This window comes from Streptococcus sp. HMSC061E03 (genome assembly GCF_001813505.1).
Taxonomy (GTDB): domain Bacteria; phylum Bacillota; class Bacilli; order Lactobacillales; family Streptococcaceae; genus Streptococcus.
Map to the genome: position 1 here is coordinate 83,300 of NZ_KV812784.1, position 24,725 is coordinate 108,024.

The window sequence follows — 24,725 nt, forward strand, 5'->3', positions numbered from 1 at the left end:
TTATATCAGAAAAAGGACGGTTTTGGATAAAAGAATACTAAAAAATTTGTTATAATGGAGGTTAACAAAAAGGTGATTAGAGTAAGAACATGCAAGATAAAATTGTCATTCATGGGGCACGCGCCCATAATTTAAAAAATATAGACGTGGAAATTCCACGGGACAAATTGGTCGTGGTGACGGGTTTGTCTGGTTCTGGAAAGTCCAGTCTGGCCTTTGATACCCTCTATGCAGAAGGCCAGCGCCGCTACGTGGAGAGCTTATCGGCCTATGCCCGGCAGTTCTTGGGAAATATGGAAAAACCAGATGTGGACTCCATTGACGGCTTGAGTCCAGCCATTTCCATCGACCAAAAAACGACCAGTAAAAACCCCCGTTCTACAGTGGGGACGGCAACAGAGATCAATGACTACCTGCGCTTGCTCTATGCGCGTGTAGGGACGCCTTATTGTATCAATGGGCATGGAGCGATTACGGCTTCTTCGGTTGAGCAAATTGTCGATCAAGTCTTAGAATTACCAGAGCGCCAACGCCTGCAAATTTTAGCTCCCATTATTCGCAAGAAAAAAGGCCAGCACAAGAATAGCATTGAAAAGGTGCAAAAAGATGGTTATGTCCGGGTGCGGGTCGATGGTGAGATCTATGATGTGACAGAGGTTCCAGAACTGTCTAAAAGCAAGCAGCACACGATTGAAGTAGTTGTGGACCGAATCGTGATCAAAGAGGGCATCCGCTCGCGGCTCTTTGATTCGATTGAAGCAGCCCTTCGGATTGCGGATGGTTATGTCGTGATTGATACCATGGATGGCAAAGAGCTACTCTTTTCTGAGCATTATGCTTGTCCAGTCTGTGGCTTTACCGTTCCTGAATTAGAGCCCCGCCTCTTTTCTTTCAATGCGCCTTTTGGATCTTGTCCAGACTGTGATGGGCTGGGTATTAAGCTAGAGGTGGACTTGGATTTGGTGGTGCCAGATGATCGCTTAACCCTTCGCGAAGGAGCACTTGCTCCTTGGAATCCGATCTCTTCCAACTACTATCCACAGATGTTGGAGCAGGCCATGATCCATTTTGGAGTTGATATGGACCGACCTTTTTCCGATCTTTCTCAAGAAGAAAAGGACTTGGTCCTCTATGGGTCAAACGGGAAGGAATTCCACTTCCACTATGAAAATGAGTTTGGTGGAGTTCGAGATATCGAAATTCCTTTTGAAGGGGTCGTAAACAATATTCACCGTCGTTTCCGTGAGACCAATAGTGATTTCACCCGCAACCAAATGCGCTCTTATATGAACGAATTGACCTGTGCGACCTGCCATGGCTACCGTCTCAATGACCAGGCTCTCTCTGTTCGTGTCGGAGGAGAAAAAGGGATGCATATAGGGGAAGTGTCAGATCTTTCGATTGCGGACCACTTAAAAGCTGTGGATCAGTTGGTCTTAACGGACAATGAAGCTACGATTGCAAGACCGATCCTAAAAGAGATTAAGGATCGCTTGACCTTCTTAAACAATGTGGGGCTCAATTACTTGACCCTGTCACGATCGGCTGGAACCTTATCGGGTGGAGAAAGCCAGCGCATTCGCCTGGCAACCCAGATCGGTTCCAACCTCTCTGGTGTCCTTTACATCTTGGATGAGCCGTCTATCGGCCTCCACCAAAGGGACAATGACCGCCTGATTGCCAGTCTCAAGAAAATGCGCGATTTAGGCAACACCTTGATCGTCGTCGAACATGATGAAGATACCATGAGAGAGGCAGACTACCTGATCGACGTCGGCCCAGGTGCCGGTGTCTTTGGGGGAGAGATCGTTGCAGCAGGAACTCCAAAGCAGGTGGCTCGCAACAGCAAATCCATCACGGGTCAGTACTTGTCCGGCAAGCGCAAGATTCCGGTTCCAACAGAGCGCCGTTCAGGAAATGGTCGCTATATTGAAATTACGGGGGCCAGTGAGAATAACTTACAAGACATCACAGCACGCTTTCCTCTAGGAAAATTCATCGCAGTCACTGGAGTTTCCGGTTCTGGAAAATCGACCTTGATCAATGGCATCTTGAAAAAAGCCATCGCTCAAAAACTCAACCGCAATTCGGAAAAACCAGGGAAATACAAGACCATTCAGGGGATTGAGCATATCGATCGCTTGATCGACATTGATCAAAGCCCGATTGGTCGGACTCCTCGTTCTAATCCAGCGACCTATACAGGCGTCTTCGATGACATTCGCGATCTCTTTGCTCAGACCAATGAAGCCAAAATTCGGGGCTATAAAAAAGGCCGCTTTAGTTTCAATGTCAAGGGCGGGCGTTGTGAAGCCTGCTCAGGAGATGGGATCATCAAGATTGAAATGCACTTCTTGCCAGATGTCTTCGTTCCTTGTGAGGTCTGCCATGGACGTCGTTACAATAGTGAGACCCTTGAAGTCCACTACAAGGAAAAAAATATTGCAGAAGTGCTGGATATGACGGTCAACAAGGCAGTTGAATTCTTCAAGCACATTCCAAAAATTGAACGCAAACTCAAGACCATCCAAGATGTGGGCTTGGGCTATGTAACACTAGGCCAACCAGCGACTACTCTTTCAGGTGGGGAGGCGCAACGGATGAAGTTGGCTTCTGAATTGCACAAGCGCTCTACAGGAAAATCCTTCTATATCTTGGATGAACCAACGACTGGACTCCATACCGAAGACATTTCTCGCTTGATCAAAGTCTTAGAGCGATTTGTAGATGATGGCAATACGGTCCTTGTGATTGAGCACAATTTGGATGTCATTAAGACCGCAGACCATATCATCGATTTAGGGCCCGAAGGCGGTGTCGGTGGTGGAACCATTATTGCGACCGGAACACCAGAAGAAGTAGCAGCAAATCCTGCTAGTTACACAGGACAATATTTGAAAGGAAAATTACAATGAATCAACGGATCAGCAACTTAAGAAACAAAATGAAAGCCCAAAACCTCAAAGCGGTATTGATTAACAATTTGAAAAATGTTTATTATTTGACCAATTTCTGGGGTTCAAACGGGACCGCTTTGGTGACAGAAGAACGCGTGGTCCTCTTTACAGATTCGCGCTACACCATCCATGCCCATGCGACTTGTTTCCCCTTTGTAGAGATTGTGGAAACACGCGATGAGTTGACTGCAGCTGCAGAGATCGTTAAGGACCTTGGCATCAAAGAACTTGGTTTTGAGGACGAAGTGACGGTAGCCTACCATGCCCGTATGGCTTCTGTTTTCAGTGGCATTAGCCTTCAATCTCTAGCGAACTTTGTCATGGAATTGCGCTTGATTAAAGATGAGACCGAGATTGCGGCCATTAAAAAAGCTTGTAGCATTTCTGATCAAGCCTTCCATGATATTTTGGACTATATCAAGGTTGGAAAAACGACTGAGTTGGAAGCGGCGACTTTCCTAGATTTTAGAATGCGGGAGTTGGGAGCTTCTGGTGTATCTTTCGATATTATTTCAGCAGCTGGTGAACGTTCTGCCATGCCTCACGCGACTCCAAGTGATCGGGTCATTTCAGCAGGAGATGCCTTGACCCTTGATTTTGGTTGCTTGTATGACCACTATGTCAGCGATATGACACGGACTATCTATGCAGGACATGTCAGCGACAAGGAAAGAGAAATTTACGAAACCGTTTTGAAAGCCAATCAAGCCTTGATTGCTGCGGCTAAAGATGGACTTGGCTTCCGTGATTTTGATAAAATCCCTCGGGATGTGATCGAGGCAGCCGGCTATGGTCAATACTTCACGCATGGAATCGGTCATGGAATTGGGCTAGATATCCACGAAGAACCATACTTCAGCCAAACGTCTAAAGAAGCGATTCAAGCAGGGATGGTCTTAACAGATGAGCCAGGTATTTATATCGAAGGCCTCTCTGGTGTGCGGATCGAAGACGACCTCTTGATCACAGAAACTGGCTGTGAAGTCTTGACTCTTGCTCCTAAAGAATTGATTGTCCTATAAAATAGACAGTATTTTCTTAACCCCTGTGTAACAAACAAAGATAAGAAAAGAGGCCTATGAAAAAACGAAGTGTAATAGTTGGAATTCTTCTAGTAGTCCTGCTATTTGTATTTGTTCCTTCTGCCCATGCAGGTGTCGGTAATACAGATAGTGGTGGCAGTAGCTTGATTGATTCAGGTGGCGGTAGCAGTTGGTCCGATAGTGGCAGTAGCTGGTCCGATGGCGGAAGTAGTTGGTCTGGTGGCAGCAGCTGGTCTGGTGGATCCAGTAGCTACAGTTCTAGTTCAGGAACAGACTCTGGTGGTGCGGTAGCAGTTGTCGCCATCATTGGATTGATTGGATTTGTCTACAATATTGCAAAAGAAGCTAATGATAGTGATGAATCATTTTCTTCAAATAGTGGTCCAAAACGGACTACCGAAGAACGGGCTGGTCGACCAATTGAGAACAACTATGAAGCGATTCGTCGCATCCGTAAACTGGATCCAATGTTTGATGAAGACCGCTTCTTGTCGCAAGTCAAGCTGGTTTATCTTCAATTGCAGTCTGCCTGGACAGAAAAAGATTGGAATTCCGTACGGAACTTAGAAAGTACCAGTCTTTATGAGCAACACTTGACGCAGTTGCAAGAGCATATTCGCGCCAAAACAACCAATGTTCTAGAGCGCGTGCGTGTGGAAGATTCGAAGATCAAAGACTTTATCGAAAATCCAGAAGGCAATGACCGCATTGAAGTTATTCTGTCTTCGACGATGAGAGATTACATCCGAAATGATGAAACGGGTCGTGTGATCGAAGGGGATCCAACCAAAGATCTCTTTACCGTTTACCGCATGGTCTTCCTCCGTGAACATGGAGCTCAGACAGAGATCATTAAGAATTCAGAAGTCGTTAGTGATCACTGTCCGAACTGTGGTGCGCCACTGACGATCGATTCAATCGACAAGTGTGAATATTGCCAAGCATCCTTGAAGCACAATCCAAAAGATTGGGTCTTGGATGTCTACGAAGTTGTGGATGAAATTGAATTCTACAGATAGGAGAATGTATGGGATTTATTAAAGCAGCCCTTTCAGCGGGCATTTCAAGTTTTCAAGATAGTAAATTTAAGGAAGCCATTACCCTGCCAGAAGCTGTTCCAGCAACAGCTTTGGCCATTAAGGGACAGCTCTTAACCAAAGATCCAGATGGGCGCTCTCGTCAGAGTAACCAAAATACGGGCCTATTGACAGATGGTTCTGTCGTCATCGTTCCCCAAGGCTATGTTGCTCTCTTGGTCAATAATGGAACTTTTCTAGGAGACCTTCTAGAAGCAGGGAGCCACGAATGGCAAGCCGGTGAAAATGCCTGGTTGTTTGAAAAGGGTGGTGTGAAAGGAACGTGGGATCAGTTCAAGAATCGTTTCTCATTTGGAGGCCAAGTGGTCACCCAACAAGAAATTATTTTTGTGCGGATGCAACCTTTTACAGGAAATAAATTTGGCACTCAAAATCCAGTCGAGTATTTTAGCGACCGTTACCAACAACTTCTTAGTATTCGTTTTTATGGTCTTTATGATGTTAAAGTAGCAGATCCTGTACTCTTTTACATCAGTGCAGTCAGTCGTCAAATCACTACAGATAAGCCATTTACCTTGGAAGATGTGGCTCAGGGAACCTTACGCCAAAACCTGGCTCCAAAAATTGCAGTGGCCATTTCAAAATATACAGCAGAAAATAAGGCGGACATTTACAATATCAATGCGGACCAAGATGTCTTCAATGAAGTTGCAAAACGCGAAGTCAACAAAACTTGGACAGAATTATATGGTATCGAATTAACCAATGTCCTCATCGAAGATTTGAGCTACGATGCAGACAGTATGGCCAAGGTCAATAAACTGGACAGTGAATTGGCAGCGATGAAGTACAATACCATTGAAATCGAAGAACGTCGTGCTCGCAATGAGGCCTTGGTCGCAGCTGCTAAAAATGAAGGTGGTAATGGCATGAACATGATCATGGGGATGAACTTGGGTCAAGCCCTTGGCAATGACCTTCAAAAACAAGCCTCTCCAGCTCAAGACAAGCCTCATACCTTCTACATTGAAGTAGATGGAAAGTATGTCCATGTCACCAAAGATGCGGATGGCAATATTGTGCCTGTGGATCAATAAGGAATTGTGAAGATGGAGTTGGAGATGTAGAGATTCGAAGGACTCGTTTCTGCAATCTCTCTCCGCCTTCTAGCCTTCCTAAAAAGGGAAAATTGCTGTTTGAGAAAAATCAAATAGTGTGTTACAATAAAGAGTAATCTATTTTTAAAAAAGAGGTAATAAAACATGATTGAAGCAAGTAAATTGAAAGCTGGTATGACTTTTGAAACAGCTGACGGAAAATTGATCCGCGTTTTGGAAGCTAGCCACCACAAACCAGGTAAAGGAAACACTATCATGCGTATGAAATTGCGTGATGTCCGTACTGGTTCAACATTTGATACAAGCTACCGTCCAGAAGAAAAATTTGAACAAGCGATTATCGAAACTGTCCCAGCTCAATACTTGTACAAAATGGATGATACAGCCTACTTCATGAACACGGAAACATATGACCAATATGAAATTCCAGTTGTGAATGTAGAACAAGAATTGCTTTACATCCTTGAAAATTCAGAAGTAAAAATTCAATTCTACGGAAGCGAAGTGATCGGTGTAACAGTTCCTACAACTGTTGAATTAACTGTTGCAGAAACTCAACCATCTATCAAAGGTGCTACAGTGACTGGTTCTGGTAAACCTGCTACAATGGAAACTGGTTTGGTCGTAAACGTTCCTGACTTCATCGAAGCTGGACAAAAATTGGTCATTAACACTACTGAAGGAACTTACGTTTCTCGTGCATAAGAGACATCTCAGGGTGTCAAATAGAAAGGAACTTCTATGGCAACTGAACAATTTGGTGACATCGTTATTGCACCACGTGTATTAGAAAAAATTATTGCGATTGCGACAGCAAAAGTAGAGGGTGTCTATTCGCTTGAAAACAAGAGTGTTTCAGATAGCTTATCCAAACGCTCCCTTGGACGTGGCGTCTACCTTCATACAGAAGAAGATGGTCAAGTTTCAGTAGACATCTATCTCTATTTAGAATATGGAGTGGCTGTACCATCTGTCGCTGTAGCCATTCAAAAAGCGGTTAAGTCTGCAGTTTATGATATGGCAGATGTAACCTTGGATGCTGTCAACATTCACGTTGTTGGTATCGCAACGGAAAAATCTCCAAAACCAGACTTGAAAGACTTGTTTAATGAGGACTTCCTCAATGACTGATGAAATTTTATTAGAATCACGTCGAGATTTGCGTGAGCGTGCCTTCCAAGCCTTGATGGCCTTGGAATACGATGGAGACATTGTTGAAGCTTGTCGCTTTGCTTATCTACATGACAAGGACCTAGCAGAAGACAAAGAAGTCGATCTTCCTGCCTTTCTCATGAATCTCGTGACGGGTGTCTATCAGTCAAAAGATCAACTAGACCAACAAATCGGTCAACATTTGAAAACCGGCTGGACTGTTGAGCGCTTGACCTTGGTAGAGAAAAATATCCTTCGTCTGGGAATTTATGAAATGACAGAGTTTGATACACCACAGATCGTCGCAGTCAATGAAGCGGTGGAATTGGCCAAGGCCTTTTCAGATGAAACCTCTTCACGATTTGTCAACGGTGTCCTCAGTCAATTTGTGACAGAAGAATAATTAAAAAAGAGCCGATGGCTCTTTTTTTGGTAAAAAATATCCCCACAGTTTCTACTGAGGGGATATTGCTTTTAGACACTTTTTCCAGAGTGGAGACTAACGGGCAAGAAATAACCGGTAGTCGCTACTTTTTTTCCTTCGATCTTTTGGAGTAAAAGATCCACCATGAGGATAGCAATGTCTTCGAGGGGTTGTTGGATGGTTGTCAGTTCAGGTGTATAGGTCTCGATGAACTGGGTTCCATCATAACCAATCACTTTCAAATCCTGAGGAATCTGAATATCTAATTCTCTAGCGACTTTCATGATCAAGATCGCCGTCAAATCATCGGAGGCAAAAATAGCGTCTGGTTTGTGGTGGGTTAAAATCTGTTTGATTTCCATTTCTTTGCGAATAGGGGAGAAATCACTGGAAACATTGATGATCATGGACTCAGGTAGAACTGATGCAAATCCCGCATGACGCAAGCCAGTTGGGGAGTTAGAGTTGTCATTACCTGTGATCATGATAATATTTCGGGCTCCGGTTTTTACTAAAGTTTCTGCTGCTAGCACTCCACCAGCATAGTTGTCTGAAGAAACAACCGGAATTTCTGGGGAGAGGTTGCGGTCAAAAGCAATGATAGGAGCAGTTACCCGGTTGTAATCTTCAATGCCCAAATTATGACTTCCTGAAATGATGCCATCTACCTGGTTAGCCTCCAACATCTCAATATATTCGCGCTCTTTCTCGGAGTCGTGCTCACTATTGCAGATGATGGTTTTATAGCCATGTTTGAAGAGTTGGTGTTCTAGTTTGTCGATTAATTCAGCATAGAAAACATTGCTGATGTTGGGAAAGATCAAGCCGACTAACTTGGCTGATTTTCCTTGGAGGCTTCGAGCAACATTGTTAGGTTTATAGCCTAATTCTCGCATGGCTTCTTGGACTTTTTGAATCGTTTTCTCAGACAGGTATCCTTTTTTATTGATAACCCGTGAGACAGTAGTAGGGCTGACACCGGCGAGTTTGGCGACATCAGTTAGCTTTGCGACCATAATCAAGTTCGTAGTAAGTTCCAGTAGGGGTTCCAGACTTGATCAAGATTCCATTTTGATCTGCATGTGGGTAGACCCGACCAGAAAATACTTTTTCTCCTTTATTGATAAAGATTTCAAAAATCGAATTGTCAATGAAAATATTAGCGGTTGTTGCTTGGTTAGCGATTGTGCAGCTACGGCTCGCACCGAATTCTTGGGCATATTGCTCACCAGCCTGGCTTCGATCGACTGTGACCAATCCTTTAGCCAGATCAAATGTGAGAGCTAAGCCCTTCCCTTCTGCATCGGCAAAGAGGACGATTTCGTTCTGGCTATCCTTTTCAAACTGCAATTCCAATTCATAGCAGTTCTTGGTTTGTGCCTTGTTGGCAAATTCCTCACTCTCAGCGCGCAAGTCTTTGATGGCTTCAACTGGGTATTGGTAGAGCTTGCCATCTTTGATGGTTAATTCTTTGACCAGTGAGAGAGCTCCTTGGTAGTCATAGGAATCCGTTGGATAAGAAACGTCTGGAAGACCTAGCCAGCTAACAGTATAGGCACGTCCATCGGGAGCATTAAATCCTTGAGTGGCATAGGCTTCAAAACCATAGTCGAGATTATGCAATTCAGATACATCAACCATTTTGGCCTTTTCTGGGTCAAAGCTTGCCCCAATCTTGTACATATTTGGATAGATATTGTCATAATCGAGAACGGCTTTATCTAAGCCTTGAGGGCAGTATAGGAGAACGGGTTGGTCTCCTACAAAGACTAGGTTGGGACATTCCATCATATAAGCTGTCCGATCGTTTGCAAAATCCAAGTCACCGACTGTAACCCAGTTGGAATAGTCATTATCTACAGCCTTATAGAGACGGATGAATCCTTTCTTCTCAAGGTCTTGACCACCAACGATAGCGTAGAATTGACCTTTGAAATTAAAAATCTGTGGGTCACGAAAGTGATCCGTAGAGTCAGCCGGTTGATCAATCAAGATTTTGTCAATTTTTTCAATCTTGCCGTCTTTATCCATCAAAGCACCGACTTGGTAAGGATGACGAACCCATTCTGCATCACGAACATTTCCGGTGTAGAATAAGAATAGTTTGTCACCAAACTGCATGGCTGATCCGGAATAAGCTCCATGGCTATCCAGATCTGTGTCTGGAAGAAGCGTTACACCAGTTTCTTTGAAATGAACCAAGTCTTCACTTTCTGTTTGTACCCATGATTTTAACCCATGGGCTGCACCAAATGGGAAATTTTGGTAAAACAAGATCCATTTTCCATCAAAGTAGGAAAAACCGTTAGGATCATTTAAGAGACCAGCTTTTGGCTCAACATGATAGTGTGTATGCCAAGGAGATTTGGCCATATGATCTTGGATGGCTTGCTTTTCCTCTTTTGTCCAGTCTTCGTAACGTCTGTAACGACGTTCAGTTGTCCATTCCATTTTATTCCTCCGAATTTTTTCTTACTTCCATAGTACCGATTTCCTATTAAAAATGCAAGCGATAAATGAAAAAAATGGCAAAAAATGTCAAACGATTGACAGCTATTTTGCAGCCTGAAGAAAAGAGGAGAAGTTGAAAATTTATGAAAATATGAAAGAAAATGAAAATAAAAGTCTGATTTAAAGTGCTAAAAAGCGTAGCATAGGCATATCTTGAAATGAAAATAGTTTCATACTATCAAAAAGTGTCAAAATGTCCAAAAAAGTTTCAAAAAAATCCTGCAAAACGCTTGACATATTTTCAATACGTGGTACAATTAAAAACGTAGAAACGATTTAACCGTTTACATTACAAAAAATAAGGAGATTTTTGCAAAATGTCAAATACAGAAATTGCAAAGCAGGTCATCGATGCAATCGGTGGGGTTGAGAACGTTAGCAGTGTTGCTCACTGTGCGACTCGTCTTCGCGTGATGGTAAAAGATGAATCAAAAATCAACAAAGATGTTGTTGAGAACATTGAAAAAGTACAAGGTGCTTTCTTTAACTCAGGTCAATACCAAATCATCTTTGGTACTGGTACTGTAAACAAGATCTATGATGAAGTAGTAGCTCTTGGCTTACCAACATCATCAAAAGATGAAATGAAAGCTGAAGCTGCTAAACAAGGAAACTGGTTCCAACGTGCGATCCGTACCTTTGGAGACGTTTTTGTGCCAATTTTACCAGCGATCGTTGCAACTGGATTGTTTATGGGGATTCGCGGTGCTATTGCTCAAGACCAGGTTTTGGCTTTGTTTGGTACAACAGCAGATGCATTTAAATCTACTGATTTTTATACCTATTCAACAATTTTAACTGATACCGCGTTTGCCTTCTTCCCAGCCTTGATTTCATGGTCTGCATTCCGAGTATTCGGAGGAAATCCTGTTCTTGGGATTGTAATTGGTTTGATGATGGTTAGTCCGACACTTCCAAATGCGTGGGTTGTAGCGGAAGATCCTTCTAAAGCAGCAACATACTTTGGTATCTTCCATCATGTGGTTGGATTCCAGAACTCAGTTCTTCCCGCTTTCTTCGTTGGTCTAATTGGTGCGAAACTTGAAAAGTGGCTCCATAAGAAAATTCCAGATGTCTTAGATTTGTTATTGGTTCCATTATTCACATTGACAATCATGTCATTCCTCGCTTTGTTTATTATTGGTCCATTCTTCCACAGTATCGAAGAATATGTACTAAATGTAACTAAGTTTATTTTGAATTTACCATTTGGTCTTGCAGGTCTTCTTATTGGTGGCGTTCATCAGTTGATTGTCGTTACCGGCGTCCATCATATCTTTAATCTTCTTGAATCACAATTAATTACTGCAGATAAAAAAGATCCATTTAATGCAATTATTACAGCGGCTATGACTGCACAAGCTGGAGCTACTTTAGCAGTGGCAGTGAAATCTAAATCTCAAAAAGTGAAAGCTCTAGCATTTCCTGCAACTATCTCTGCCTTGTTAGGTATTACTGAGCCTGCAATCTTTGGTGTAAACTTGCGTTATGTGAAACCATTCGTTATTGCATTGGGAGCAGGTGCAGTAGGTGGTTGGATTGCATCTATGTTAAATCTTGCTGGTACAGGATTTGGTATTACAATTATTCCAGGAACGCTTCTCTATCTAAACGGTCAATTATTGAAATATGTATTTATGGTTGTATTTACAACTGCCCTAAGTTTCGGTTTGACTTATATGTTTGGTTATGAAGATGAAGCTTCATCAGTTCCTGCAGAGGACAAAGAAGCAGAAGCTATTATTGAAGAAGAAACAACTGGAGCTCTTCCAGCATCTCTTCAAGACGAAACCATTATCTCTCCGATCGTTGGTCAAGCTGTTGCTTTGTCTGATGTGAATGATCCTGTCTTCTCAAGTGGAGCGATGGGACAAGGAATTGCCATCAAACCAACTGAAGGCGTTGTCTATGCACCAGCTGATGCTGAAGTAACCATTGCTTTTGCAACTGGTCACGCTTACGGTTTGAAGACCGCTAATGGTGCTGAAATCTTGATCCACGTTGGGATTGATACCGTATCAATGAACGGTGAAGGATTTGATCAAAAAGTAGCTCAAGGTGATAAAGTGAAAGCTGGTGATGTCCTTGGTACATTTGATGCAGCGAAAATTGCCGCAGCTGGTCTTGAAGACACAACTATGGTGATCGTCACTAACACAGCTGACTATGCTTCTGTCACACCTGTTGCAACTGGATCTGTTGCGAAGGGTGATGCGATCATCGAAGTCAAAGCTTAATCGAAACAATAAGTTTTCAAGGACTGGTCTATCATCTCCAGTCCTTGAATTTTATTTCTCAAAAAAAGTGTGTTTTTTCTTTAGAGAAGAGAAAAAGATTGACTACAAAATATGCTATAATAAATACAGGATATTTTTCATAATAAAAAAGGAGCCAACATGACAAAATTATATGGAAGTTTGGAAGCTGGCGGTACAAAATTTGTTTGTGCGGTTGGTGATGAAAACTATAATGTTGTGGAAAAAGTACAATTTCCAACAACCAAGCCAATTGAGACGATTGATAAGTGTATTGAATTTTTCTCAAAATTTGAGGATCTAGTTGGGCTTGCGATTGGTTCATTTGGACCAATTGATATCGATCCAAATTCAAACACTTATGGTTTCATCACAACGACTCCAAAACCAAATTGGGCCAATGTAGATATCGTTGGGGCCTTCCGTCGTGCCTTGAATGTACCTATCTATTTCACAACAGATGTAAATAGTTCTGCCTATGGAGAAGTGGTCGCACGCAACAATGCGGGTGGTCATATCGAAAACTTGGTTTACTATACAATCGGAACAGGAATCGGAGCTGGTGTCATCCAACGTGGTGAGTTTATCGGGGGAGCTGGACACCCAGAAATGGGGCACTACTATGTTGCCCAACACCCAATGGATGTAGAAAAAGAATTCAAGGGTGTTTGTCCTTTCCACAATGGCTGTTTGGAAGGTTTTGCGGCTGGGCCAAGTCTCGAAGCTCGTACAGGTATTCGTGGGGAAAACATTGAACTCAACAGCAATGTATGGGATATTCAAGCCTACTACATCGCACAAGCAGCAGTGAATGCGACAGTTACCTTCCGCCCAGACATCATTGTCTTTGGAGGAGGAGTAATGGCTCAACAACATATGCTAGATCGTGTGCGAACGAAATTTACAGCTTTATTGAACGGTTACCTCCCTGTACCAGATGTGAGAGATTATATTGTGACACCTGCAGTTGCTGGCAATGGTTCAGCAACCTTGGGGAACTTTGTTCTTGCAAAAGAAGTGAGCGAGAAGCTTAAAAAATAAGTAGCAATTGTCTCTTAGAGGTTAGAAACAAGAGCGAGACCGAGACAGATTTGTCTCGGTTTCTTTCGTCTATCTATAAAGAAGAGAGGGAAGAAATGAAAAAGAATATTGTGAAGAATGTCTTATTCTTGGGTCAAAAGTCAGAAGAAGCGACACCTGAGGATCGCACCTTGGCTTTGGATTTGCAGGATACCTTAAATGCTCATCTCCTTGAGTGTGTAGGTTTGGCGGCCAATATGATCGGAGTGAAAAAGCGGGCGATTATCATTCGAATGGGAAATGAAAATCTGGTCATGTTTAATCCTGTTCTCCTTGAAAAGAAAAAGCCTTATCAAACAGAGGAAGGATGTTTATCTTTAGTGGGGAGTCGGCCAACAACTCGTTATGAGGAGATGACAGTGGCCTATCGAGATGTGAATTGGAAAGCAAAAACGATTCATTTGTCAGGTTTTCCAGCCCAGATCTGTCAGCACGAAATGGATCATCTAGAAGGCGTTATCATATAGAAGTGATGGATGGAGTCAATCTGGCTCCATTTTTTACTAGGAAAAAGTAATAGAAAAGTCGATTCTTGGAGACATAAAATTGATAAAAGCAAAAAAAGGAATAGCGGTTGTATAGAAAAAGAAGAAAGAAACAATAAAAAAGGAACCGTACTTGACAGGCTTTCTTAGGATCGCGTATACTAGTAGTACAAAAATGAGATGATAGACAGGAGTGCCAACATGAAGCCCAATCTTCAAGATTATCCGAAATTTTATCGTTGGCTAACCCTGCCTTTTACGAGAAAGCCACATCGTGTGCAGGTCCTTCAAAGGACGAATCGAATCTTGACGTTCGCCATGCCAGGCATCTACGGCCTGGTCTTTTGTTGGCTGTTTTTAAAGAAAACTTCAATGGGAGAAATCTGGCCTTTTATCTGGATCCCTGCTTCGGGTTTTGTCTTGTTTAGCCTCTTTCGTCATTGGGTCAATGTTCCGAGACCTTATGAAAAATGGGAGATTCAACCCTTATTAGAAAAGAATTCATCTGGTCATTCCTTTCCTAGCCGACATGTTTTTTCGGCGACCATTATCTCCATGTGTGTCTGTCAGTTGTCTCTTCCGCTAGGAATGTGCTCCATGCTCCTATCTCTTCTATTAGCCCTTGTTCGAGTTCTTGGAGGGGTTCATTATCCCAAGGATGTCCTCGTCGCTTGGGGGCTGGGACTCGTCTGGGGAGGACTCTTTTTGCTGGCTTGAATGAACAAATTGCTGAAAATTGACCTTTGTCTAACAGCGTATCATAGTGTATACTGGAAAGTGGACTTAGAATAGGAGAGAAGATGAAGTACAGAAAAGCAGAAAAAGCAGATCTGGATCAGGTGGTTCGAGTAGCCAGTACAGCCTTTGAGGACTATCTATTTTTAAAAGTTATCAAGGATTTGGTTCGGGATCCCAAGCAATACCCAGCCTTTGTTGAGGCAATGATGCGCATCCTGGTAAAGGTTTTTCTTAAGCACCATATTTGCCTTGTGGCAGAAAAAAATGATGAAATTTATGCAGTTGCCTTGTTGCAAAAAGGACCGATTCCTTTTCGGGCCTATCTCTTAAATGGGGGATTCGGTTTGCTCAAGTTTATTTCCTTGAAAAATATGTTGGCCTACTTCAAATTTATGGAGGACACGGATAAGGAATTGGAGCAAAATGTAGACTTTGATTGGTATTTGATGCTTCTCGCAGTCGCCCCTAAACACCAACGGCAGGGCTATGGCAGTCGCTTTATGACAGAAGGAATTGAGCCTTTCTTGGAAGAGATCCAAGGAAAAAAACTAGCCTTTTATACCAATACCAAAGGAAATGTCTATTTTTACACGAAAAATGGTTACAAGGAAGTCTATTCAAGTGAGATTAGCTTTAACCAAGTAGAGATGGGTAGTTGGTATTTCTTGAAGGAACTAAAAAAACACTAAGGATACAACCTTAGTGTTTTTTCATTGTAGCTGTGAATCTGCTTAAATACCGAATTTTTCAAAGAAAGCAGTTCGTTCTTCTATGATAGCATCGGTCGGATGTTTGATATTCCGTAAGAGCTCAACAAGGTCCGGCGTGACATCACGAAGCAGTTGCCCTAAGGACCAGATAGCCGTTGCAATATGGATCTGATTTTGTGAAGTCTCGATGATGTTCAGGAGCTTAGGAATGGCAGAGCGGTCATTGGCATTGGCTAGTGCGATAATGGCATTGCGCTGGAGGATGTTCTTGCCTCGCCAACTTCCAGCAACATGTCCGAATTTTTCCTTAAATTGTCCGTTGGACAGCTCGATAAAAGGAATCAACTCTGGATGAGCCAGATCAGGATCGATTTCTGTTGCCAAGGGATTATCTAGCCCTTTGTTATAAGGGCAACTAATCTGACAGATATCACATCCATAGATGACCGTTTTAATTTTCTTGCGAAATTCTAGGTCCATCATGCCCTTGTCTTGGGTTTGAAAGGACAAACAGCGTTTGGCATTCATAGAGCCATCCCCGATTAAACAGGAGGTTGGGCATGCATCTAAACAACGTCGACAGTCTCCACAACCATAGTCGACTGGCTGATCCGGTTCGATTTCGAGGTTGGTAATCAATTCGCCCAGGAACATGTAAGAACCGTATTCTTTTGAAATGACCAAGCCATTTTTTCCGATAAAGCCAATCCCTGCTCGTTGGGCGACAGCCGTATCAACCAGTGCTCCAGTATCGACCATGCCCTTGTATTCAAAATCTTGCGTCATTTCTTCAATCCCAGCAGCTAAGCGGTTGAGCTTGTCTTGAAGGACATAATGGTAGTCTAATCCCCAGCTGTTGGGCGTGAATTTTCCTCTTTTATAGGCTGTTTTTTGAGGTTGCTGCTTGAGTTTGTGGGGGTAGGCGACAGCGATTGAGATGATGGTCTTAGCGGAGGAGAGACTTAATTTGGGTTGGATACGCTCTTCAATATTCTTATGCTCGAATCCAGAATTCCGTCCTTCCTCAACGGCCAAGCGGAGCGATTTTTCCAAATAAGCGAAGTCATCAGCGGTTGTAAAGCCAATTTTTGAAATCCCAATAGAATGCGCCAGTTGGATAATGTTTTCTTTTAGTGTCATCCCTTTCATTATACACAAAAATGAAGTTTCTGGCGAGAGAGGAAAAAATGGAAAGGGCTTTCAAAAACTTTCTTTTTTTTGTATAATAGAAACATGAAATGCGAGGAGGATATTATGGGACAACCATTATTTTTACATTCAGTCATGCAGGAAAAAATTTGGGGAGGAACTCGTCTGAAAGAAGAATTTGGTTACGAAATTCCGAGCGACCATGTCGGTGAATTTTGGGCGATTTCAGCCCATCCACATGGAGTTTCTAAAGTAGCCAATGGTCCATACGAAGGAATGGGATTGGACCAGCTCTATCAAGAGCATCGGGAATTATTCGGTAATCGTAAAGAGCCTGTCTTTCCTTTATTAACAAAGATTTTGGATGCCAACGATTGGCTCAGTGTACAGGTGCACCCGGATGATACCTATGCAATGGAGCATGAAGGAGAACTTGGAAAAACTGAGTGTTGGTACGTGATTGCGGCTGATGAAGGATCTGAGATTATCTATGGACACAATGCCAAGTCAAAAGAAGAACTCCGCCAGCAAATCGAAGATAAAAACTGGGATGCCTTGCTGACAAAGGTTCCTGTCAAGGCTGGAGATTTCTTCTATGTGCCAAGCGGGACCATGCACGCCATTGGTTCTGGAATATTGATTCTTGAAACCCAACAGTCGAGTGACACCACTTACCGGGTTTATGATTTTGACCGCAAAGATGCTCAAGGAAACTTGCGGGAACTTCACTTGGAAAAATCAATTGATGTGTTAAACATCGGTGAGCCTGCCAATAGCCATCCAGATACAGTTGTCATCGATGATCTTCGAATGACCACCTTGGTTGCCAGTGATTTCTTCACCGTTTACAAGTGGGAACTGACTGGAAAAGCTGATTTTGAAAAGACCGCTGATTACAGCTTGTTGAGCGTATTAGCCGGAGAAGGAAAATTGACGGTAGATGGAAAGGATTATCCTATTCAAAAAGGAAGCCACTTTATCTTACCGAGCGATGTTGAATCTTGGACTTTGGAAGGGCAAGGTTTAGAATTGATCGTGAGTCATCCATAAAAAGAAAGGGTTTGAGTTAAAAGCTGTGAAACAACTCAAGCCTTTTTTATCTGAAAATTATTTTTATGTTAAGCCTTGACTCTGACCTAAGGGGAGGGGTTATACTATCCATGTAATACTCTTCGAAAATCAAATTCAAACCACGTCAGCATCGCCTTACCGTATATATGTTACTGACTTCGTCAGTTCTATCTACAACCTCAAAGCAGTGCTTTGAGCAACCTGCGGCTAGCTTCTTAGTTTGCTCTTTGATTTTCATTGAGTATAAGGAGGAAATCATGTACCATATCAAAGAAGCTGCAGAGCTGTCAGGTGTCTCTGTCAAGACCTTGCACCACTATGACAAGATAGGACTTCTCGTCCCTGTCAAATCTGAAAATGGCTATCGGACATACAGTCAAGAAGATTTAGAACGATTACAGGTGATTCTCTACTACAAGTATCTAGGATTTTCCTTAGACCAAATAGCAGAACTCTTAGCTGAAGAAAAATCTAACTTATTGCCCCATTTGACCAAACAGTTGGACTATTTGACTCAAGAAAGACAACGTCTGGATACCTTGATTTCTACCTTGCAAAAAACCATTCAAGAACAAAAAGGAGAAAGAAAAATGACCATTGAGGAAAAATTTACTGGATTTAGCTACCAAGATACTCAAAAATACCAGCAAGAGGCGGTAGAGAAGTACGGTCAAGAAGTCATGGACCAAGCGCTTGAACGTCAAAAAGGTCGAGAAGAGGAGGCGACAAGAGCCTTTAATCAAGTCTTCCAAGTCTTGGCGAAAAACCTCCAAGCTGGTTTGCCGGTAACAGCGTCGGAAAACCAAGATCAAGCCGCCAAACTTTTAGACGCGATTCGAACGTATGGATTTGACTGCTCTATAGAGGTTTTTGGCCATATCGGCAAAGGCTATGTCTATAATCCAGAATTCAAGGAAAACATCGACAAGTTTGGAGTTGGCACAGCCCAGTACACTTCGGATGTCATTGCCTTTTATGTCGAAAATCAAGCAAAATAAAAAAGTGAGAGTGGGACAGAAATCGGTCATTCGTTAGAATTCGATTTCGTCGTCCCACCTCCGCACAGTTGAGTAGGGCTGTATAAGCTGATGAAATCAGCGTATTAGAGCCCACTCAACCACTGCGTCTTGCTCTACAATCCAAAAATAATTGAGAGGCTAGGATTTTTGTCCCAGCCTCGTTTTTTGCTTGGATCAATTTGAAAAGAAGCTGGCTGATCTAAGAGAGGTTGAATGAACACAATGAAAACTTTATGAGAATTTCACAATTTTGGTTGACAGTCTTGAAAAAAAGGAGTAGAATAACCCCTGTTTTATGAAAAGAGGCAGGGAATTCCCGGCCTCATGATCTTTTTTCAAGGAGTTTTTTATGTTTTCAACATTGAAAAAATGGTTTATTGGCCGTCCGTTGAAATCTGGCGCAGAAGGTGAAGGAGGGTTGCTTGGGAAAATGCAGGCCTTGGCCATGCTCTCTAGTGACGCGCTTTCTTCTATCGCCTACGGTCCAGAGCAAGTTATCCTGGTCTTGATGACCGTTTCAGCAGGAGCCATTTGGTGGTCTATTCCGATTGGGATTGTGGTCCTGGTTCTCCTAGCCAGTTTAACGATTTCTTATCGCCAGGTCATTCATGCCTACCCTCAAGGGGGAGGGGCCTACATGGTGACTACGGAGAACTTGTCTCCCAAAGCGGGTTTGATCGCTGGTGGTAGTCTCTTAGTCGACTACATGCTGACAGTAGCAGTATCTGTGTCTTCCGGTGCAGATGCCATCACGTCAGCGATTCCATCTCTTCATCCTTATAATCTTCACATTTCCATTTTATTGGTCTTGATCTTGATGCTGATGAACCTTCGAGGGCTACGCGAATCAGCGACATCGTTGATGATTCCGGTTTACCTTTTCATTGTCAGTACTATTGCCTTGATCGGCTATGGTGTGATCCAAATTTTGACGGGTCACTTGGCCTATAATGCAACTGCTCATGTGGGTCAAACCATTTCAGGGGTTAGTGTCATTCTCTTATTGCGGGCCTTTACGAGTGGATCCGCTTCCCTAACAGGGGTTGAAGCCATCTCCAATTCGGTTCCTTTCTTTAAGAAACCAAAAGCAAAGAATGCAGCCTCTACCTTGACCATTATGGCTTTGATTTTGGGGATCATGTTTGCAGGGATTACCTTCCTCAATTACTGGGTGGGTGTCGTTCCAGCAAAAGGGGTAACAACTCTAGCCCAAATGGCCCAAGCCATCTTAGGGAATTCCCCAGTCGGACAAGCCTTCTTTTACGTCTTCCAATTATCAACAGCCTTGATTTTGGCAGTTGCGGCTAATACCGGTTTCTCAGCCTTTCCAATGTTGGCCTTTAACATGGCTAAAAATAAATACATGCCACACATGTATATGGAAAAAGGGGATCGTCTGGGCTATTCTAATGGGATTTTGACCTTGGCGATTGGTGCCATCGTTTTGCTCTTGATCTTTGATGGGCAAACAGAAAGCTTGATTCCGCTTTATACCATCGGGGTCTTCATTCCTTTTGCCCTTTCTCAAACAGGGATGGTGATCCACTGGAAACGCCAATATCAAAAAGGATTTCTCAAGTATTCCCTTGCCAATATCCTGGGGGCAGCCATCTGTTATGGGATTGTCTTGATCCTCTTATTATTCCGTTTGCGTGAGATCTGGCCCTTCTTCCCTATTATTGGTCTCTTGCTTTGGATGTTCTTGAGTATCCGTAATCACTATGATAAAGTTGCGGCTCAATTGCGCTTGGGAGGTAAGATTGAAAAGACAAGTTATGCGGGCAATACCGTGATTGTCCTTGTTGGGAATGTCACTCAGGTAAGTGTGGGAGCTATGAGTTATGCAAATAGCCTAGGAAACGATGTTATAGCGATGCACGTCTCAACGGAAGAAACCAAGGTTAAAGATGCGGAAGTGGCGGAAGAATTTAAGCATTATTTCCCTCATATTCGCTTTGAAAATGTCATGACGAGTTACCGGGATATTATCCAGCCAACAGTTGAATTTGTCTCAAAAGTAGCTGAGGAGGCCAAGGAAAAAGGCAACACCGTTACAGTCTTAGTCCCTCAATTTATTCCTAAAAAACATTGGCAAAATATTCTCCACAACCAAATGAGTTTGAAATTGAAGTATGCACTTCGTTGGCATGAAGAAGTGGTTGTGGCAAGCTATTCTTACCATTTGTCTGAATAAACACCGTATATAGAAAAGATGTCTGCTTGAGCAGGCATCTTTTTGGATTTTCTTACACGAAAAAAACCACTCGAAAGTCTTGTAAGATACAGCCTTGATCTTGAAAAAATGTTTAAAAAATGCTAGAATAAAAAGAACATTTTAGATTTTGAAAAATTCAAAGTAAGGAAAAAAATGGCAAATTTATTAAAAACAATTATTGAAAATGATCGAGGCGAAATCAAACGCCTTGAAAAAATGGCTGACAAGGTCTTTTCTTATGAAGACCAAATGGCAGCTTTGACGGATGACGAATTAAAAGCGAAAACAGTTGAGTTTAAGCAACGCTACCAAGATGGTGAGTCTTTGGATGATCTCTTGTACGAGGCTTTTGCAGTTGTTCGTGAAGCTGCAAAACGGGTTCTTGGTTTGTTCCCATACAAGGTTCAGGTCATGGGGGGAATCGTCCTTCACCATGGTGACGTTCCAGAGATGCGTACAGGGGAAGGAAAAACCCTGACAGCCACCATGCCGGTATACTTGAATGCCTTGTCTGGCAAAGGGGTACACGTTGTTACCGTCAATGAATACTTGACCGAGCGGGATGCAACAGAGATGGGAGAACTTTACTCATGGCTTGGTCTTTCAGTAGGGATCAACCTTGCAGCAAAATCTCCAGCTGAGAAAAAAGAAGCTTACCTCTGTGATATCACTTACTCAACCAACTCAGAGATCGGGTTTGACTACTTGCGTGACAACATGGTTGTGCGCGCAGAAAACATGGTTCAACGTCCGTTGAACTATGCCTTGGTCGATGAGGTAGACTCCATCTTGATTGACGAAGCCCGTACTCCATTGATCGTTTCTGGTCAGACAGCTTCTGATACGAGCCAGCTCTACCACATGGCGGATGCTTATGTGAAGACCTTGACAGAGGACGATTACATTATCGATGTCCCATCTAAAACCATCGGTTTGTCTGATTCAGGAATCGATAAGGCAGAAAGCTACTTTAATCTTGAAAACTTGTACGATATTGAAAACGTAGCTTTGACTCACTTTATCGACAATGCCCTTCGTGCCAACTACATCATGATTTTGGATATCGACTATGTGGTCAGCGAAGATCAAGAAATCTTGATCGTTGACCAATTTACTGGTCGGACCATGGAAGGTCGTCGTTATTCTGATGGTCTTCACCAAGCGATCGAAGCCAAAGAAGGTGTTCCAGTTCAAGAAGAAACCAAAACATCTGCATCGATTACTTACCAAAACCTCTTCCGTATGTACAAGAAGTTGTCAGGGATGACAGGGACAGGGAAAACTGAAGAAGAAGAATTCCGTGAAATTTATAACATTCGCGTGATTCCAATTCCAACCAACCGTCCGATTGCTCGTATTGACCATCCAGACCTTCTCTACCCAAGCTTGAAATCAAAATTCAAGGCTGTTGTGGAAGATGTGAAGTCTCGTCATGAAAAAGGTCAACCAGTCCTAGTAGGTACCGTTGCCGTTGAAACCAGTGATTACCTTTCTCAATTGTTGGTTCAAGCAGGTGTCCCTCACGAAGTTTTGAATGCGAAAAACCACTACAAAGAAGCGCAAATCATCATGAACGCTGGTCAACGTGGTGCTGTTACCATCGCGACCAACATGGCCGGACGTGGTACCGATATCAAGCTCGGTGAAGGAGTTCGTGAACTTGGTGGACTTTGTGTGATTGGTACAGAGCGTCACGAAAGCCGTCGTATTGATAACCAGTTGCGTGGACGTTCTGGACGTCAAGGTGACCCAGGTGAATCTCAATTCTACTTGTCTCTTGAAGATGAATTGATGCGCCGTTTCGGTTCTGAACGGATCAAAGCAGTGCTTGATCGCTTCAAGTTGAGCGAAGAAGAATCGGTGATCCGTTCAAATATGTTCACCCGTCAAGTAGAGGGTGCACAAAAACGGGTTGAAGGAAACAACTACGATACCCGTAAACAAGTCCTTCAATACGATGACGTGATGCGGGAACAACGGGAAATTATCTACGCTGAACGCTATGATGTTATCACAGCTAACCGTGACTTGGCACCTGAAATCAAGGCCATGATCAAACGGACCATCAAACGGATTGTTGAAGGGGCCAGCCACTCAAGCAAGGAAGAACGCGTTGAAGCGATTCTGAACTTTGCCAAATACAATTTGGTTCCGGAAGATACGATTTCTGCAAGCGATATTGAAGGAAAATCTGACAAGGAAGTTATCGATTACTTGTATGCACGTGCAGAAGAAATCTATGCTAGCCAAGTAGCGAAATTGCGTGACGAAGAGTCTGTGCAAGAATTCCAAAAAGTCTTGATCCTTCGTGTGGTGGACAGCAAGTGGACGGACCATATCGATGCTTTGGATCAATTGCGAAATGCGGTTGGACTCCGTGGGTATGCGCAAAATAACCCAGTGGTAGAATACCAATCAGAAAGTTTCCGTATGTTTAACGATATGATCGGATCGATTGAATTTGATGTGACTCGTCTCATGATGAAAGCCCAAATTCACGAACAAGAACGTCCACGTACGGAACACAGTATTTCAACAACTGCGACTCGCAACATTGCAGCGCAACAACAAGATATTCCAGCAGATATTGACTTGTCACAAGTGAAACGCAACGATTTGTGCCCTTGTGGTTCAGGCAAGAAATTCAAAAACTGTCACGGACGTAAATTTTAAGAGCTCCTCTGAACTAGAAAGAGGATGGGTCTAGGTAGCATAAGGAGGCCGTATGGTATTCATTACGAAGAGCAATAAGATTGATGAGCAAGAGATCACTTCGCTTTACCGCTTGGAAGGTCCAGCCTTGGAGCGCAAAGAAGCGCGTGATCGAGAATTGGAAGCTATTATCAAAGGAGAAGACCAACGGATCCTTCTTGTGATCGGACCTTGCTCTTCTGATAATGAAGAAGCTGTGATGGACTATGCCCGTCGTTTGGCAGACTTGCAAGAGCAAGTGAAAGATCAGATTTTCATTGTGATGCGGGTCTATACGGCTAAACCTCGGACCAATGGGGATGGCTATAAAGGCTTGATGCACCAACCAGATACACATGCAGCACCAAGCTTTGTGGACGGTTTGAAAGCAGTCCGACATCTCCACTACCGTGTGATTATAGAAACTGGTTTGACAACTGCGGATGAGTTGCTTTATCCAGCAAGTCTTCCGTATGTTGAAGATTTGATTTCTTATCATGCCATTGGAGCGCGTTCAGTTGAAGACCAGGAGCACCGCTTTGTATCTAGTGGGATCTCTGCTCCGACAGGCATGAAGAATCCAACTTCTGGAAATCTTTCTGTCATGTTCAATGCGATTTATGCAGCCCAACATCCCCAAAACTTTTTGTTCAATGCCCAAGCAGTGGAAACATCAGGAAATCCTTTAGCCCATGCGATCCTTCGTGGGGGCTTGGATGCAAGTGGTAAGAATATTCCAAACTACCATTATGAAGATTTGCTAGCGGCAGCAAAACGCTATAGCGAAATGGGCTTGCAACATCCCTTCATCCTGGTGGATACCAACCATGACAATTCTGGCAAACAATTCGAAGAGCAAGTACGCATCGTGAGAGAAACCATGATGAACCGTGCTTGGAATAAGGATTTGGCAACTTTAGTTCGTGGTTTCATGATTGAATCCTATCTAGAAGATGGTCGTCAAAATGAACCAGTGGTTTATGGTCAATCCATCACAGACCCTTGCCTGGGTTGGGAAAAAACACAGGCCTTGGTCAAAGAAATTGCAACGATGAATAAGTAAAAGGCAG

20 protein-coding genes are annotated in these 24,725 nt (G+C 43.0%); 17 read left to right on the forward strand and 3 right to left on the reverse strand.

The window, feature by feature from the left end; translation table 11 throughout:
* Positions 1-89: 89 nt before the first annotated feature.
* From uvrA to nusB, 7 genes are all read left to right on the forward strand, one after another.
* Positions 90-2,915 (forward strand): excinuclease ABC subunit UvrA, encoded by a 2,826-nt coding sequence (gene uvrA / locus HMPREF2917_RS00660; RefSeq protein ID WP_070588711.1) that lies wholly within the window; start codon positions 90-92, stop codon positions 2,913-2,915.
* Positions 2,912-3,979, forward strand: coding sequence for a M24 family metallopeptidase (locus HMPREF2917_RS00665; protein ID WP_049471837.1), 1,068 nt, complete (start codon positions 2,912-2,914; stop codon positions 3,977-3,979). The genes uvrA and HMPREF2917_RS00665 overlap by 4 nt, the downstream gene beginning before the upstream one ends.
* A gap of 56 nt (positions 3,980-4,035) precedes the next feature.
* The gene (locus HMPREF2917_RS00670; protein WP_070588713.1) at positions 4,036-5,019 is read left to right on the forward strand and encodes a TIM44-like domain-containing protein; all 984 of its coding nucleotides are present in this window, start codon (positions 4,036-4,038) and stop codon (positions 5,017-5,019) included.
* 8 nt (positions 5,020-5,027) lie between these two features.
* Entirely contained in the window at positions 5,028-6,134 is a 1,107-nt protein-coding gene (locus tag HMPREF2917_RS00675; protein WP_061590914.1) for an SPFH domain-containing protein, read from the forward strand.
* Positions 6,135-6,299: 165 nt separating this feature from the next.
* The gene (gene efp / locus HMPREF2917_RS00680) at positions 6,300-6,860 is read left to right on the forward strand and encodes an elongation factor P (RefSeq protein WP_003005479.1); all 561 of its coding nucleotides are present in this window, start codon (positions 6,300-6,302) and stop codon (positions 6,858-6,860) included.
* Positions 6,861-6,896: 36 nt separating this feature from the next.
* Complete coding sequence (locus HMPREF2917_RS00685; RefSeq protein WP_003005404.1) at positions 6,897-7,286, forward strand: Asp23/Gls24 family envelope stress response protein; 390 nt, start codon at positions 6,897-6,899, stop codon at positions 7,284-7,286.
* Complete coding sequence (nusB, locus tag HMPREF2917_RS00690) at positions 7,279-7,710, forward strand: transcription antitermination factor NusB (protein WP_003008602.1); 432 nt, start codon at positions 7,279-7,281, stop codon at positions 7,708-7,710. Before HMPREF2917_RS00685 ends, nusB begins: the two co-directional genes overlap by 8 nt.
* Before the next feature lie 71 nt (positions 7,711-7,781).
* Here the strand turns inward: nusB and HMPREF2917_RS00695 are convergent, their stop codons facing one another.
* Together HMPREF2917_RS00695 and HMPREF2917_RS00700 are read right to left on the reverse strand one after the other, a co-directional pair.
* Positions 7,782-8,747, reverse strand: coding sequence for a LacI family DNA-binding transcriptional regulator (locus HMPREF2917_RS00695; RefSeq protein WP_049471835.1), 966 nt, complete (start codon positions 8,745-8,747; stop codon positions 7,782-7,784).
* Entirely contained in the window at positions 8,728-10,182 is a 1,455-nt protein-coding gene (locus tag HMPREF2917_RS00700; RefSeq protein ID WP_049490884.1) for a sucrose-6-phosphate hydrolase, read from the reverse strand. The genes HMPREF2917_RS00695 and HMPREF2917_RS00700 overlap by 20 nt, the downstream gene beginning before the upstream one ends.
* A gap of 377 nt (positions 10,183-10,559) precedes the next feature.
* On the opposite strand from HMPREF2917_RS00700, the gene HMPREF2917_RS00705 reads away from it, so the two are divergent.
* The 5 genes from HMPREF2917_RS00705 to HMPREF2917_RS00725 all read left to right on the forward strand — a co-directional run bounded on the left by HMPREF2917_RS00705 (position 10,560) and on the right by HMPREF2917_RS00725 (position 15,489).
* On the forward strand, positions 10,560-12,479 hold the full coding sequence (locus tag HMPREF2917_RS00705) for a sucrose-specific PTS transporter subunit IIBC (protein WP_003008594.1): 1,920 nt from the start codon (positions 10,560-10,562) through the stop codon (positions 12,477-12,479).
* A 159-nt stretch (positions 12,480-12,638) separates the two neighbouring features.
* Positions 12,639-13,538: a fructokinase ScrK gene (gene scrK, locus HMPREF2917_RS00710; protein WP_003008590.1), complete on the forward strand. Its 900-nt coding sequence runs from the start codon at positions 12,639-12,641 to the stop codon at positions 13,536-13,538.
* Between the two features lie 95 nt (positions 13,539-13,633).
* Positions 13,634-14,044 carry a peptide deformylase gene (locus HMPREF2917_RS00715; RefSeq protein WP_003008588.1) on the forward strand — a complete coding sequence of 137 codons (411 nt, stop codon included), beginning with the start codon at positions 13,634-13,636 and terminating at the stop codon, positions 14,042-14,044.
* Positions 14,045-14,263: 219 nt separating this feature from the next.
* Entirely contained in the window at positions 14,264-14,779 is a 516-nt protein-coding gene (locus HMPREF2917_RS00720) for a phosphatase PAP2 family protein (RefSeq protein ID WP_037608065.1), read from the forward strand.
* An 83-nt stretch (positions 14,780-14,862) separates the two neighbouring features.
* Positions 14,863-15,489: a GNAT family N-acetyltransferase gene (locus HMPREF2917_RS00725; RefSeq protein WP_024054808.1), complete on the forward strand. Its 627-nt coding sequence runs from the start codon at positions 14,863-14,865 to the stop codon at positions 15,487-15,489.
* Between the two features lie 42 nt (positions 15,490-15,531).
* Here the strand turns inward: HMPREF2917_RS00725 and queG are convergent, their stop codons facing one another.
* A complete protein-coding gene (queG, locus tag HMPREF2917_RS00730) occupies positions 15,532-16,650 on the reverse strand; it encodes a tRNA epoxyqueuosine(34) reductase QueG (protein ID WP_070588715.1) in 1,119 nt (372 codons plus the stop codon).
* A 114-nt stretch (positions 16,651-16,764) separates the two neighbouring features.
* Here queG and manA point away from each other — a divergent pair, with 114 nt between their 5' ends.
* The 5 genes from manA (at position 16,765) to HMPREF2917_RS00755 (ending at position 24,718) form a co-directional block, all read left to right on the forward strand.
* Complete coding sequence (manA, locus tag HMPREF2917_RS00735) at positions 16,765-17,709, forward strand: mannose-6-phosphate isomerase, class I (RefSeq protein ID WP_003005297.1); 945 nt, start codon at positions 16,765-16,767, stop codon at positions 17,707-17,709.
* 278 nt (positions 17,710-17,987) lie between these two features.
* Positions 17,988-18,728: a MerR family transcriptional regulator gene (locus HMPREF2917_RS00740; protein WP_070588717.1), complete on the forward strand. Its 741-nt coding sequence runs from the start codon at positions 17,988-17,990 to the stop codon at positions 18,726-18,728.
* 370 nt (positions 18,729-19,098) lie between these two features.
* Positions 19,099-20,943: an APC family permease gene (locus HMPREF2917_RS00745; protein ID WP_049497760.1), complete on the forward strand. Its 1,845-nt coding sequence runs from the start codon at positions 19,099-19,101 to the stop codon at positions 20,941-20,943.
* A gap of 174 nt (positions 20,944-21,117) precedes the next feature.
* On the forward strand, positions 21,118-23,637 hold the full coding sequence (secA, locus tag HMPREF2917_RS00750; protein ID WP_021153773.1) for a preprotein translocase subunit SecA: 2,520 nt from the start codon (positions 21,118-21,120) through the stop codon (positions 23,635-23,637).
* Between the two features lie 52 nt (positions 23,638-23,689).
* On the forward strand, positions 23,690-24,718 hold the full coding sequence (locus HMPREF2917_RS00755) for a 3-deoxy-7-phosphoheptulonate synthase (protein ID WP_070588719.1): 1,029 nt from the start codon (positions 23,690-23,692) through the stop codon (positions 24,716-24,718).
* Positions 24,719-24,725: the final 7 nt, after the last annotated feature.